Source organism: Pseudomonas sp. MN1F (assembly GCF_009391885.1).
GTDB lineage: Bacteria > Pseudomonadota > Gammaproteobacteria > Pseudomonadales > Pseudomonadaceae > Aquipseudomonas.
Genome location: NZ_VZII01000009.1, coordinates 277,959 through 291,247 on the forward strand (window position 1 = coordinate 277,959; position 13,289 = coordinate 291,247).

The 13,289-nt window shown below is 63.7% G+C and carries 10 protein-coding genes and 1 pseudogene; 5 read left to right on the forward strand and 6 right to left on the reverse strand.

Annotated features, from left to right (window positions below; translation table 11 throughout):
- Positions 1-145 precede the first annotated feature (145 nt).
- The 5 genes from F6X59_RS07110 to F6X59_RS07130 all read left to right on the forward strand — a co-directional run bounded on the left by F6X59_RS07110 (position 146) and on the right by F6X59_RS07130 (position 7,216).
- Complete coding sequence (locus F6X59_RS07110; protein WP_346653764.1) at positions 146-1,882, forward strand: glucan biosynthesis protein; 1,737 nt, start codon at positions 146-148, stop codon at positions 1,880-1,882.
- On the forward strand, positions 1,875-4,448 hold the full coding sequence (gene mdoH / locus F6X59_RS07115; protein WP_152955608.1) for a glucans biosynthesis glucosyltransferase MdoH: 2,574 nt from the start codon (positions 1,875-1,877) through the stop codon (positions 4,446-4,448). Before F6X59_RS07110 ends, mdoH begins: the two co-directional genes overlap by 8 nt.
- 201 nt (positions 4,449-4,649) lie before the next feature.
- Positions 4,650-5,447 (forward strand): transporter substrate-binding domain-containing protein, encoded by a 798-nt coding sequence (locus F6X59_RS07120; RefSeq protein ID WP_025752328.1) that lies wholly within the window; start codon positions 4,650-4,652, stop codon positions 5,445-5,447.
- A 79-nt stretch (positions 5,448-5,526) separates the two neighbouring features.
- A complete protein-coding gene (locus tag F6X59_RS07125; protein ID WP_372240320.1) occupies positions 5,527-6,489 on the forward strand; it encodes an amino acid ABC transporter permease in 963 nt (320 codons plus the stop codon).
- The gene (locus F6X59_RS07130; RefSeq protein ID WP_346653765.1) at positions 6,482-7,216 is read left to right on the forward strand and encodes an amino acid ABC transporter ATP-binding protein; all 735 of its coding nucleotides are present in this window, start codon (positions 6,482-6,484) and stop codon (positions 7,214-7,216) included. The genes F6X59_RS07125 and F6X59_RS07130 overlap by 8 nt, the downstream gene beginning before the upstream one ends.
- Before the next feature lie 110 nt (positions 7,217-7,326).
- On the opposite strand, the gene F6X59_RS28925 is transcribed toward F6X59_RS07130, so the two are convergent.
- The 6 genes and pseudogenes from F6X59_RS28925 to tatB form a co-directional block, all read right to left on the reverse strand.
- The gene (locus F6X59_RS28925) at positions 7,327-8,220 is read right to left on the reverse strand and encodes a methyl-accepting chemotaxis protein (RefSeq protein WP_372240325.1); all 894 of its coding nucleotides are present in this window, start codon (positions 8,218-8,220) and stop codon (positions 7,327-7,329) included.
- Between the two features lie 9 nt (positions 8,221-8,229).
- Positions 8,230-9,324, reverse strand: a pseudogene (locus tag F6X59_RS28930) (methyl-accepting chemotaxis protein); the annotation flags it as partial.
- 76 nt (positions 9,325-9,400) lie between these two features.
- Complete coding sequence (locus F6X59_RS07140; protein ID WP_152955611.1) at positions 9,401-11,317, reverse strand: methyl-accepting chemotaxis protein; 1,917 nt, start codon at positions 11,315-11,317, stop codon at positions 9,401-9,403.
- Positions 11,318-11,417: 100 nt separating this feature from the next.
- Complete coding sequence (locus F6X59_RS07145; RefSeq protein WP_346653760.1) at positions 11,418-12,125, reverse strand: 16S rRNA (uracil(1498)-N(3))-methyltransferase; 708 nt, start codon at positions 12,123-12,125, stop codon at positions 11,418-11,420.
- The gene (gene tatC, locus F6X59_RS07150; RefSeq protein ID WP_152955612.1) at positions 12,122-12,913 is read right to left on the reverse strand and encodes a twin-arginine translocase subunit TatC; all 792 of its coding nucleotides are present in this window, start codon (positions 12,911-12,913) and stop codon (positions 12,122-12,124) included. Before tatC ends, F6X59_RS07145 begins: the two co-directional genes overlap by 4 nt.
- On the reverse strand, positions 12,910-13,287 hold the full coding sequence (tatB, locus tag F6X59_RS07155; RefSeq protein WP_152955613.1) for a Sec-independent protein translocase protein TatB: 378 nt from the start codon (positions 13,285-13,287) through the stop codon (positions 12,910-12,912). The genes tatC and tatB overlap by 4 nt, the downstream gene beginning before the upstream one ends.
- Positions 13,288-13,289: the final 2 nt, after the last annotated feature.

A 13,289-nucleotide genomic window follows, 5' to 3' on the forward strand; every position in this document is an offset into this window, starting at 1 on the left:
CGCAGGTTCGTTTCACTCTGACTCGAGCATTGTCTGGACCCGTTTGGGGAATCATTAGGCCCTTATGGGGTCCGAACAGTGCTCGCCAACCCGGCATTTGTCGCTGGCCGTTGGTTTCATGATCTGTTTTCGGCGAGGGTTGCTCGTGATTGTTAGTCCCCAAAAAGCATCAAGAATCCCCGGCACCGGACTGCGCAAGGCCCTGATGGCCAGTGTGGCACTGGTCGGCCTGATGAGCGCGGGCCAGCTGTGGGCATTCAATCTTGACGATGTTGCAGCCAAGGCAAAGGATCTGGCCGGCCAGAAATACGAAGCACCGAAGAGCAATCTGCCGGCTGCGTTCCGCGACATGAAGTTCGCGGACTACCAGAAGATCCACTTCCTGCAGGAAAAGGCCGAGTGGGCCAAGGACAAGACCCCGTTCAAGCTGTCCTTCTACCACCAGGGCATGCACTTCGACACCCCGGTGAAGATCAACGAGATCACCGCCACCAATGTCGAGGAAATCAAGTACGACCCGAGCCGCTTCGAGTTCGGTGACGTGCCGCACGACCCGGAAACCGTCAAGAACCTCGGTTACGCCGGTTTCCGTGTGCTCTACCCGATCAACAAGGCCGACAAGCAGGACGAGATCATGACCCTGCTGGGGGCCAGCTACTTCCGCGTGGTCGGCAAGGGCCATGTATACGGCCTGTCGGCCCGTGGCCTGGCCATCGACACCGCGCTGCCATCGGGCGAAGAATTCCCGCGCTTCACCGAGTTCTGGGTCGAGAAGCCCAAGCCGGCCGACAAGCACCTGGTGATCTACGCCCTGCTGGATTCGCCACGCTCCACGGGTGCCTACAAGCTGATCCTGCGTCCGGGCACCGACACCGTGGTCGACGTGCAGTCGCGCGTGTTCCTGCGTGACCAGGTCAGCCGCCTGGGTATCGCCCCGCTGACCAGCATGTTCCTGTTCGGCCCCAACCAGCCGTCCAAGGTGCTGAACTATCGCCCGGCCCTGCATGACTCCGAAGGCCTGTCGATCCATGCCGGTAACGGCGAGTGGCTGTGGCGCCCGCTGAACAACCCGAAACACCTGGCCGTGAGCAACTTCAGCGTCGAGAACCCGCGTGGTTTCGGCCTGATGCAGCGTCAGCGCGCCTTCAGCGACTTCGAAGACCTCGACGACAACTACCAGAAGCGCCCAAGTGCCTGGATCGAGCCGAAAGGTGACTGGGGCAAGGGTACCGTCGACCTGGTCGAGATCCCGACTGCCGACGAAACCAACGACAACATCGTTGCCTTCTGGAGCCCGGAGAAGCTGCCTGAGCCAGGCAAGCCGTTCGAATACGCCTACCGTCTGCACTGGACCATCGACGAGCAGCAGTTCCAGGCCCCTGACCTGGGCTCGGTCAAGCAGACCCTGCGCTCCACCGGTGACGTCAAACAGTCCAACCTGATCCGCCAGCCAGACGGCAGTGTCGCCTTCCTGGTCGACTTCGCCGGCCCGGCCCTGGCCGCTTTGCCGGAAGACACCCCGGTGCGCAGCCAGATCAGCGTTGGCGACAATGCCGAGGTGGTCGAGAACAATCTGCGCTATAACCCGGAGACCAAGGGCTGGCGCCTGACCCTGCGGCTGAAGGTCAAGGAAGCCAACAAGTCCACCGAAATGCGCGCTGCGCTGGTGCGTGACGTACCGGTCGAGCCGGCCAAGCCCGCTGCTGAAACCAAGCAGGATAAGGCCGCGGCCAAGCACGCCAAACATGAGAAGACCGCCAAGGCGGAACCAGCCAAGGCCGAACAACCTGCCGCCGATGCGGCGCCCACCAACGGGACCCCGGCCACCACTGAAAAAGTGCTGACCGAGACCTGGAGCTATCAGTTGCCTGCCGATGAGTAACTCAAGCGCAAGGCCGGAATCGCTTGGCGAATACCTGGCCCACCTTCCACTGAGCGATGAGCAGCGCGCGGAACTCGCCAGCTGCACTTCGTTCAGTGAGCTGCACCAACGTTTGGCGGCCAACCCGGCCGCCAACACCACCGAGGCCGTTCAGGCCTCGGTCGGCCCGCGCCTGACCGTGGGCAGCGCCGCCGAGCTGGAAGACGCCGAGATGCTCGGTGTCGACGGCAGCGGCCGCCTGTGCCTGAAGATTGCACCGCCGATCAAGCGCACCAAGGTCGTGCCCGAGCCATGGCGCACCAACGTACTGATCCGCTTGTGGCGGCGCATGACCGGCCGCCCCAACGCCCCGCAGCCGCCCAAGCGCGAGCTGCCGCCAGCGCGTTGGCGCACGGTTGGCTCGATCCGCCGCTACATCCTGCTCGCCCTCATGATTGGCCAGACCATCGTCGCCGGCTGGTACATGAAGGGCATCCTGCCGTACCAGGGCTGGTCGTTCGTCGACCTCAACGAAATCGTCAACCAGCCGCTGTGGGACACCGTGGTGCAGGTCTGGCCGTATGCCTTGCAGACGTCCATCCTGGTGCTGTTTGGTATCCTTTTCTGCTGGGTATCGGCAGGTTTCTGGACCGCGCTGATGGGCTTCCTTGAGCTGCTCACCGGGCGTGACAAGTACAAGATTTCGGGTAGCAGTGCCGGCAACGAGCCGATTGCCCCCGAGGCGCGTACCGCGCTGGTGATGCCGATCTGCAACGAAGACGTGCCGCGCGTGTTCGCAGGCCTGCGGGCGACCTTCGAGTCGGTGGCGGCCAGCGGCAACCTCGACCGTTTCGACTTCTTCGTGCTCAGCGACACCAACGACACCGACATCGCCGTGGCCGAGCAACAGGCCTGGCTGGACGTGTGCCGCGAGACCAAGGGCTTCGGCCGTATCTTCTACCGCCGCCGCCGTCGCCGTGTGAAGCGCAAGAGCGGCAACCTCGACGACTTCTGCCGTCGCTGGGGTGGCGAGTACAAGTACATGGTCGTGCTCGACGCCGACAGCGTCATGAGTGGCGAGTGCCTGAGCAGCCTGGTACGCCTGATGGAGGCCAACCCGGACGCCGGCATCATCCAGACCGGGCCAAAAGCCTCGGGCATGGACACCCTGTATGCGCGCATGCAGCAGTTTGCCACCCGCGTGTACGGCCCGTTGTTCACCGCCGGCCTGCACTTCTGGCAGCTGGGCGAGTCACACTACTGGGGCCATAACGCGATCATCCGCATGAAGCCGTTCATCGAGCACTGCGCCCTGGCGCCGTTGCCGGGCAAGGGCGCGTTCGCCGGGGCCATTCTCTCCCACGACTTCGTCGAAGCCGCGCTGATGCGCCGCGCCGGCTGGGGCGTGTGGATTGCCTATGACCTGCCGGGCAGCTACGAAGAGTTGCCGCCGAACCTGCTCGACGAGCTCAAGCGCGACCGCCGTTGGTGCCACGGCAACCTGATGAACTTCCGCCTGTTCCTGGTCAAGGGCATGCACCCGGTGCACCGTGCGGTGTTCCTCACCGGCGTGATGTCTTACCTGTCGGCGCCGTTGTGGTTCCTGTTCCTGGTGCTGTCGACGGCATTGCTGGCGACCAATACGCTGATGGAGCCGCAGTACTTCATCGAGCCGTACCAGCTCTATCCGCTGTGGCCGCAGTGGCACCCGGAGAAGGCCGTGGCGCTGTTCTCCACTACCATCGTGCTGCTGTTCCTGCCCAAGTTGCTCAGCGTCATCCTGATCTGGGCCAAGGGCGCCGTCGAGTTCGGCGGGCGCATCAAGGTCACCCTGTCGATGCTGATGGAGATGCTGTTCTCCATGCTGCTGGCGCCGGTGCGGATGATCTTCCACACCCGCTTCGTGCTGGCTGCGTTCCTCGGCTGGGCAGCGACCTGGAACTCGCCGCAGCGTGACGACGACTCCACCCCCTGGAGCGAAGCGCTGCGCCGTCACGGTCCGCAGACCCTGCTGGGCTTCGCCTGGGCCGGGCTGGTGGCCTGGCTGAACCCGAGCTTCCTGTGGTGGCTGGCGCCGATCGTCGGCTCGCTGGTGCTGTCGATCCCGGTCTCGGTCATCTCCAGCCGCACGCGCCTGGGCCTGGCGGCCAAGGACGAGAAGCTGTTCCTCATTCCCGAGGAGTACGCGACGCCGCAGGAGCTGCTGGCCACCGACCAATACACCCACGAGAACCGCTGGCATGCCCTGCATGACGGTTTCGTGCGTGCGGTGGTCGACCCACGGCAGAATGCCCTGGCCTGCGCCATGGCCACTGCCCGTCACGGTCAGGCCGCGCCGATCGAGGCAATGCGTGCCGAGCGCGTGGCCAAGGCGCTCGAGGTCGGGCCGAAAGGGCTGGACCTCAATACCCGCCTGGCCTTGCTCAGCGACCCGGTCGCCTTGAGCCGCCTGCACGAAAAGGTCTGGGCCGAGCACAATGCGGCGTGGATCGATGTGTGGCGTGCCTCGATCAACAACGACCCGCATTCGCCGTTGCTGCCGCTGCATCCGGAGAATGAAGGCCAGCCGGCACTCGTCGGCGCCTGATCGATCGCAATCGCGGGTAAATCCGCTCCTGCCAGGAGCGGATTTACCCGCGATTTTTTTTTTGGCCAACAAAGTCCCCCCCGGCTCTAGGTCCGAGCGCCGCCATGCGTTAGCATCCCTCTCCGATAATCCGCATCGGCCGGTACGGCCGTGCCAAGACAATAAGATTCGCTTCTTTACTTGCTAGGGGACTTGGTGATGATCAAGAAATACCTGTCGCGACTGCTGGTCGGTGTTACCGCCCTGGTCGCCGTAACTGCGGCCCAGGCCGGCGCCATCGATGACGCGGTCAAGCGCGGCACCCTGCGGGTGGGCATGGACCCAACCTACATGCCGTTCCAGATGACCAACAAGCGCGGCGAGATCATCGGCTTCGAAGTCGATATCCTCAAAGCCATGGCCAAATCCATGGGTGTGAAGTTCGAGGCTGTTTCCACTGCTTATGACGGCATCATCCCGGCCCTGCTGACCGACAAGTTCGACATGATCGGCAGCGGCATGACCCTGACCCAGGAACGCAACCTGCGCCTGAACTTCAGCGAACCCTTCATCGTGGTTGGCCAGACCCTGCTGATCCGCAAGGAGCTGGCGGGCGAGATCAAGTCGTACAAGGACCTTAACAACGAGAAGTACCGCCTGACCTCCAAGCTCGGTACCACCGGCGAGATGGTTTCCAAGAAGCTGATCGGCAAAGCCAAGTACCACGGCTACGACAACGAGCAGGAAGCGGTGATGGACGTGGTCAACGGCAAGGCTGACGCCTTCGTCTACGACGCGCCGTACAACGTGGTGGCGGTGGAGAAGGCCGGTGCCGGCAAATTGCTGTTCCTCGAAGAGCCCTTCACCTACGAGCCGCTGGCCTTTGGCCTGAAGAAAGGCGACTACGACAGCATCAACTTCATCAACAACTTCCTGCACCAGATCAAGCATGACGGGACCTACGATCGTATTCACGACAAGTGGTTCAAGAACAAGGATTGGCTGAAGGAAATGGAATAAGGCCCAGGCCACAAGCCCGGCTTTATGACCCCGACGCGCAGGCAAACCCTGCGCGTTCGCATTTACGGAAGTACCCCACGTGATCAAACACAAGAAAGCCCAGTGGCCCTGGCATGGCTTGACCGCCCTGGTCCTGGTGGGCCTGGCGTTCAGCCTGTACATGGCCACCTCGATGATTTCCTACGAGTGGCGCTGGAACCGCGTACCGCAGTATTTCGCCTACAAGGCCGAGGAAACCCAGCGCGCAGCCAGTAACGGTACCGTGCAGGAAATCGTCATCTCCGGCGATAACGCCCGCGTCACGCTCAAGGACGAGAGCGGCGCCGAGCAAGTGCTCGACGTGGCCAAGGACAGCCTGCAACTGAGCCGTGGCGACGATGTCGCCGAAGGCGACCCGATTGGCGTAACCCGGCACTGGGCAGCCGGCCCCCTGGCCTGGGGCTTGTGGACCACCTTGTGGATCTCGGTGGTGTCCGGTGCGCTGGGCCTGGTGATCGGCCTGTTCGCCGGCCTGTGCCGGTTGTCGAACAACCCGACCCTGCGCGACCTGTCGACCGTTTACGTCGAACTGGTGCGCGGCACACCGCTGCTGGTGCAGATCTTCATCTTCTACTTCTTCATCGGCACCGTGCTCAACCTGTCCCGCGAGTTCGCCGGGGTGGCCGCGCTGGCGCTGTTCACCGGCGCCTATGTCGCGGAAATCGTCCGTGCCGGCGTGCAGTCCATTGCCAAGGGCCAGAACGAGGCGGCTCGCTCGCTGGGCCTGAACGCGGGCCAGTCGATGCGCCACGTGATCCTGCCGCAGGCGTTCAAGCGCGTGCTGCCACCGCTGGCCGGGCAGTTCATCAGCCTGGTCAAGGACACCTCGCTGGTGTCGGTGATCGCCATCACCGAGCTGACCAAGAGCGGCCGCGAGGCCATTACCACGTCGTTCTCGACCTTCGAGATCTGGTTCTGCGTGGCAGGCCTGTACCTGCTGATCAACCTGCCGCTGTCGCACATCGCCAGCCGGCTCGAGCGGAGGCTTGCGCAAAGTGATTGAAGTCCGTGACCTGCTGAAAGTCTTCGATACCCGTGGCCATGTGGTGCGGGCTGTGGATAACGTCACCACCCAGGTCGCCAAGGGCGAAGTGGTGGTGGTGCTCGGCCCGTCGGGTTCGGGCAAGTCGACCTTCCTGCGCTGCCTCAACGGCCTGGAGCATTTCGACCAGGGCCATGTGGCCATCGATGGCCTGCAACTGGCTGATCCGAAGACCGACATCAACGCTTACCGCCGCGAAGTCGGCATGGTGTTCCAGCACTTCAACCTGTTCCCGCACATGACCGTGCTGGAAAACCTGTGCCTGGCGCAGAAGGTGGTGCGCAAGCGCAACAAGGCCGAGCGTGAGGCCAAGGCGCGGGCGTTGCTGGAGAAGGTCGGCATTGCGCAGAAGGCCAACGAGTACCCGTCGCGCCTTTCCGGTGGCCAGCAGCAGCGGGTGGCGATTGCCCGTGCGCTGGCGATGGACCCGAAGGTGATGCTGTTCGACGAGCCTACCTCGGCGCTCGACCCGGAAATGGTCGGCGAGGTGCTGGACGTGATGAAGACCCTGGCCCAGGAAGGCATGACCATGGTCTGCGTTACCCACGAAATGGGCTTTGCCCGCGAAGTGGCCGACCGGGTGCTGTTCTTCGATCACGGCAAGCTGCTGGAAGATTCGGCGCCGGCTGAGTTCTTTGCCTCGCCTAAGGACCCGCGCGCTCAGGCCTTCCTGCGCCAGGTGCTGTAGCCGCGGTGGATTCATCGCGGATGAATCCGCTCCTACAGGGATCTGCACTGCCGCAAGGGCAGCACAGTACCTGTGGGAGCGGGTTCACCTGCGAAGCAAGCGACCCGGTATCAAAGGTTGAACCGCCCCACCATCCCGCGCAATTTCCGTCCTAATTGCTCCAGCTCCCCACTCGAAGCCGCCGTCTGTTCACTGGCCGTGCTGGTCTGGTCCGACACATCCCTCACACTGATCACGCTGCGGTTGATCTGCTCGGCCACCACGCTCTGTTCCTCGCTGGCCGTGGCGATCTGCTGATTCATCCCCTGGATGCTCGACACCGTGTCGGTGATCTGCCCCAAGGCCTGCCCGGCCCTGCGGCTCAGCTCAACGCTTTGCTCGGTCAGGCGCTTGCTGTCGTCGAGCAGGCTGGTGACCTCGTCGGTACCGCTGTGCAGGCTGGCGATCAGCTGCTCGATTTCCTCGGTGGATTGCTGGGTGCGCTGCGCCAGCCCGCGTACCTCATCGGCAACCACGGCAAAACCACGGCCCGCTTCACCCGCCCGGGCGGCTTCGATCGCCGCGTTCAGCGCCAGCAGGTTGGTCTGCTCCGACACCGACTTGATCACATCGAGAATGCTGCCGATACGCTGGCTCTCGCCGGCCAGGTGCTGCATGGCGGCCAGGCAATGGTCCATCTGCCCCGCCAGCTGTTCGATACGGCCAATGGCTTCGCCTACCACCTGGTCACCCAGTTGCGCCTGCTGGTCGGCATTGGTGGCCGCCAGTGACGCTTGCTCGGCGTTTTGCGCCACCTCCTGCACCGTGGCGCTCATCTGGTTCATGGCAGTGGCGACCTGGTCGGTTTCCTCGCGCTGCTGGTTGATGCGCAGCTTGGTGTCCTCACTGCTGGCTGCCAGCTGCGACGCAGCGTGGGACAGCTGGCCGACGCCCTGATCGATACCGCCGATCAGCTCGCGCAGGCTGGCGGTCATTTCACTCATGCGGGTCTGCAGCTGCCCCATTTCGTCGCGGCGTTGCACCGGCTCGAGCTGGCTAAGGTCGCCTTTGGCAATACTCGCGGCCAAGGCCAGCGTCTGGCGCAGCGGTTGGGTGATCTGCAGGGTAATCAACCAGCCGGCAAGGATGCCCACAATCAGGGCCAGCAGCGCCACGCTGGTGAGCAAGGAGCGGGCCGCCACGGCTTCGCTGTCGCGTTGCTCCACCTTCCGTTGGCTCAGTTCCAGGCTGACGGCCCTGAGCTCGGTGCCCATCTGTTCCATTTCGTTCTGCAACTGCTCGACCCGCAGCGCCGTTTGGCGGTACTGCTCCAGGCTGCTGCGGTACTTGCCCAGTTCGATGCCAGGCTGTTCCGTCAGCGTACGTGGCAGGCCCAGTGGCGCAAGGCCCTTGAGCAGCTGGCCGAGGCTGGTATCGGCGGCATTTAGTGCGACATCGCCAACCTTGGCGAAGTCCTCAAGGGGCGAGAAGGTGTATGCCGGCACCAGGCTTTGCTGATTGGCGGTGTCGACCTGGCGGCTAAGGTTATCCATCAGGCCAAGCACGCCGCCCTGGCTGTCGGCGGGCATCTTCAGCAGGGCCTGGGTCTGCAGGTCGTCGATGACGTCGTTGAGCTTCTGTTCTTGGGCCTGCATCGCCGCGCGTACTGCGCGGCGCTCGTCGACGCTGCGTTGCAGCGTGGTGAAGGTATCGCGCAGGCGCTGCAGCATTTGCAGTTTCTGGGTCAGCATCTGGCGTGACTCATCGACGTTGCTGCGCTGCTGAAGCGTGGTCAGCATGGCATCGAGCTGCTGCAGGATGCCGGCGATCTGCGCCTTGCTGGCGTCGTCCGCCAGCACTCGGTAGGTGATGCGCTCGGCGCGCAGGTCCTTGACCAGATCATTGATCCGGCCGATCTCACTGAGTTGTTCCGAGCGGGTAATGGCGCCGTCCAGGGCGCGCCAGCCGCTGACCGTGGTGGCCAGGGTAAGCGCGAGGACCACGGCGAAGCCCAGGGCGAGCTTGGCGCCGACACTGATATTGCCGAGCCTGTGATTGAGGTAGCCGAACATGGCAAGTCTCCGTCCAGTTGGTGGGGATGGGGTACTGGCGTAGTGCCGGCATCCCATCCCTGCCAATCGGCAGAGAGCTTGTAGGACTTGACCTGAAAGTTATGTAGGAAAATTCAGCACGAGTAATGGGGCATCAGAGCCTGAATCGCCCGACCAACCCTTGCAGGTGGGTGCCCAGGCGCGCCAGTTCGACGCTGGAACTGGCCGTTTCCTCGCTCGCCGCCGAGGTCTGGTCGGAGATGTCGCGCACATTCATCACGCTACGATTGATCTCTTCGGCAGTGGCACTCTGCTGTTCGGCGGCGGTGGCGATCTGCTGGTTCATGGCCTGGATCGACGACACCGTGTGGGTGATGGTTTCCAGCGAGCTGCCGGCGCGGCGGGTCAGTTCGACGCTGCTGTCGGTCAGTTGGCGACTGGCATCCATCACGCTGGCCACGCGCTGAGTACCGCTTTGCAGGCCGGCGATCAGCTCTTCGATTTCCTCGGTGGATTGCTGGGTGCGCTGGGCCAGGCTGCGCACCTCGTCAGCGACCACCGCAAAGCCACGCCCGGCCTCACCCGCACGTGCTGCTTCGATGGCGGCGTTGAGCGCCAGCAGGTTGGTCTGTTGGGCCACCGACTTGATCACGTCGAGTACGCTGCCGATCTTGTCGCTTTCGGCCTTGAGCTGGTTCATCGCTTCGCTGGAGTTGACCACTTCGCTGGCCAGGCGCTCGATCTGCGCGACGGCCTCGCCGACCACGCGATCGCCCTCGCGCGCCTGCTGGTCGGCCATTGCTGCGGCTTCAGAAGCCTGCTCGGCATTGCGGGCAACCTCATGCACGGTGGCAGCCATTTCATTCATGGCGGTCGCTACCTGATCGGTCTCGACTTTCTGATTGTTGACCCCGCTGCTGGTCTGCTCGGTGACCGCCGACAGCTCCTCGGCGGCGCTGGCAATCTGCGTGACGCCATCGCCGATGCCGCCGATCAGCTCGCGCAGGCCCTGGGTCATGCGTTGCATGCTGGCTTGCAGCTGGCCGAGTTCGTCGCGGCGGGTCGAAAGCAGGTCCTGGCGCAGGTCGCCGTTGGCCACGCGCTCGGCGGCAGCCAGGGTCTGGCGCAGGGGGATGATGATCTGCCGGGTAATGGCCCAGGCCGCGAGCAGGCCCAGTACCAGGGCCAAGGCCGTGGCGCCGCCGAGCATGACTTTGGCCTGAGCAGTGCCCGCGTCGCGCACTGCGGTCTGCGAAACGGTCATCGCCTCACTGGTCTGCAACAGCAGCGTGCCTTGGTCTGCCATGCGCTGTAGCGCCTGCTCGCTGGCGTTTTGGGCATTGCCGAACTGGGTTACCGCATCGCGGTAAGCGGCCAGCGCGGTGGCTGAGTCGTCGAGGCTGGCAGCATATTCCGCTGGCAGCTTGGCTGGCAGTGCCTTGAGCTCGGCCAGCGCCTCGTCGATGGCCTTCAGCGCCGTCTGCTGGTAGTCAGCGTTACCGCTGTAGGTGTAGCCACGCACCTGGAAGCGCGCCTGCTGCACCAGCGCGCTGACTTCCACGGCAGGTTGGTATTGGCTGATGTCACCGCTCTGCAGCAGGCGCTGCTGCACCCGCTTGATCAGCTCGACGGCCTTGTCGGCGCTGTCACCCAGCACACCGCGAGCAGCCTCGCGGCGCTGGCCGGCCTGCTTGAGGTCATTGAAGGCCTGCTGGTACTGGCTGACGGCGGCCTGTTGCTGTTGCAGGCGCTGGCGGTCAGTGGGCTGCTCGATCTGCCCGAGCATGAAGCTGATCTGGCGTTCGAGATTGCCCAGGGCCTTTTCCAGCTCGCCGATGGCCGCATCGTTGCGGTCGCGCTGGTAGTGCTGGCGGGCGATGCGCAGCTCCTGGGTGTACTGGTGGATCACCGAAATGTTGCCCAGCTTGTCACCGCGCTCGGTCACGCTGTTCAAGCCCTGCCATCCGGTAAAAGTGATGGCCAGAGTCAGCAACAGCACCAGGCCGAAGCCCAGCCCCAACTTGCGATTGACGCTTACATTCCCCAGCGATTGGGAAAACCATTGGTACATGTTCGACTCCCCGGCAACGTGGCAGCACTGATTATTGTAGTGTTGCCAACACCATCGGCTTGCGCCGGGGAAACTTGATAGGAGAAAGCTGACCCGTTCGTCAGAAAATCCTTGAGAGCAGGGCAGTGACGGCGGTTTCCACACGCAGAATGCGATCACCCAGCTGCACGGGGGCCAGGCCAGCCTTGCCCAACAGGTCGACTTCGTAAGGGATCCAGCCGCCTTCGGGGCCGATGGCCAGGGTTACGGGGCCTTCAACCGCACGTGGGCAGGCCGGGTAGGGGCCGGGGTGGCCGACCAGGCCGAGGGTGCCGTCGGCGATGGCAGGCAGGCGGTCTTCGACGAACGGTTTGAAGCGCTTCTCGATGATGACCTCGGGCAGCACCGTGTCACGGGCCTGCTCCAGGCCGAGAATCAGGTTCTCGCGGATGGTTTCAGGGTTGAGGAAGGGCGTTTGCCAGAAGCTTTTCTCAACCTTGTAGCTGTTGACCAGGATCAGCCGCGGTACACCCAGCGTGGCCACGGTCTGGAACAGCCGGCGCAGCATCTTCGGGCGTGGCACGGCCAGCACCAGGGTCAGCGGCAGCTTGGCCGGTGGCTGCTGGTCGAAGGCGACCTGCAGCTCGGCTTCATGCGTGTCCAGGCGCAGTACCGTGGCCTTGCCCATCAGGCCGTTGATACGGCCCACGCGCAGCGTGTCGCCCACCGCGACACGGTGAATTTCCTGCATGTGGGTGAAGCGCCGATCAGCGAGAACGACACGGTCGGCCGAGACGAAGTCGGCCTCTTCAAGGAGTAACAGGTTCACGGCTGGGTCGCTGGCGGCTGGTCGTTATGGTCGTTGGTGGCTTCGTCGTCGGCATGGCTGCGCTTACGGATCAGGCTGCCACACAGCACGCCGATCTCGAACAGCAGCCACATCGGCACCGCGAGCAGTGTTTGCGAGAAAATGTCCGGCGGGGTGAGGATCATGCCGACCACGAAGCAGCCGATGATCACGTACGGGCGGACCTTCTTCAGGTACTTCACGTCGACTACGCCGATCCATACCAGCAGCACCACGGCCACCGGGATCTCGAAGGCAACACCGAAGGCGAAGAACAACGTCATGACGAAGTCGAGATAGGCGGCGATGTCGGTCATCATCGCCACGCCTTCCGGAGTGGCTTTGGCAAAGAAGCTGAACATCAGCGGGAACACCAGGAAATAGGCGAAAGCCATGCCGGCGTAGAACAGCAGGATGCTCGACACCAGCAGCGGAATGGCGATGCGCTTTTCATGGCGGTACAGGCCTGGCGCGATGAAGCCCCAGATCTGCTGGAGGATGAACGGGATCGCCAGGAACAGCGAGACGATCATGGTCAGCTTGAACGGCGTCAGGAACGGCGAGGCAACGTCGGTGGCGATCATCGTCGCATTGGCCGGCAAGTGTTCGCGCAGCGGCGCCGAGACCAGGGTGTAGATCTGCTGGGCGAAGGAGAACAGCCCGGCAAAGATCAGGAAAATGACCGCCACGCAGCGCAGCAGGCGGGTGCGTAGTTCGGTCAGGTGCGAAACCAGCGGCATTGGCTGGTCATGTTCCGGGTTCTCGCTCATGGGGCTCGCGGCGGTTGAGGCGGTTCAGGAGGTGTGACCGGGGCGGCAGGTGGCTCGACCGGCCTGGCTTCGAGCCCGGCAGGTGGCTGCACGCTGGCCGTGGTGACCGGCGGCTGCGCGGGTGGCGTCAGCGGGTTGAGGATGCGCTTGGCTTGCTCTTCCATCTGCAGGATGTGCTCGTTATGCAGTTGGCGGCGGATGTCGTCGGCGCCGATTTCGCGCTCGACCTCCATCTTGATCGCATTGAAGCTGCGTTTCAGCCGCCCGATCCACAGCCCCGCGGTACGCGCGGCGCCAGGCAGGCGCTCGGGGCCGAGCACCAGCAGGGCGACCAGGCCGACGAGCAGCAGCTCGCTGAAGCTGATGCCGAACATGG

Coding starts and splice junctions, on each gene's coding strand:
- mdoH (WP_152955608.1), top strand. CDS start 1,875: ATGAGTAACTCAAGCGCAAGGCCGGAATCGCTTGGCGAATACCTGGCC.
- F6X59_RS28925 (WP_372240325.1), bottom strand. CDS start 8,220: ATGGGGCAGCTGCAGACCCGCATGAGTGAAATGACCGCCAGCCTGCGC.
- F6X59_RS07140 (WP_152955611.1), bottom strand. CDS start 11,317: ATGTACCAATGGTTTTCCCAATCGCTGGGGAATGTAAGCGTCAATCGC.
- tatC (WP_152955612.1), bottom strand. CDS start 12,913: ATGAGCGAGAACCCGGAACATGACCAGCCAATGCCGCTGGTTTCGCAC.
- tatB (WP_152955613.1), bottom strand. CDS start 13,287: ATGTTCGGCATCAGCTTCAGCGAGCTGCTGCTCGTCGGCCTGGTCGCC.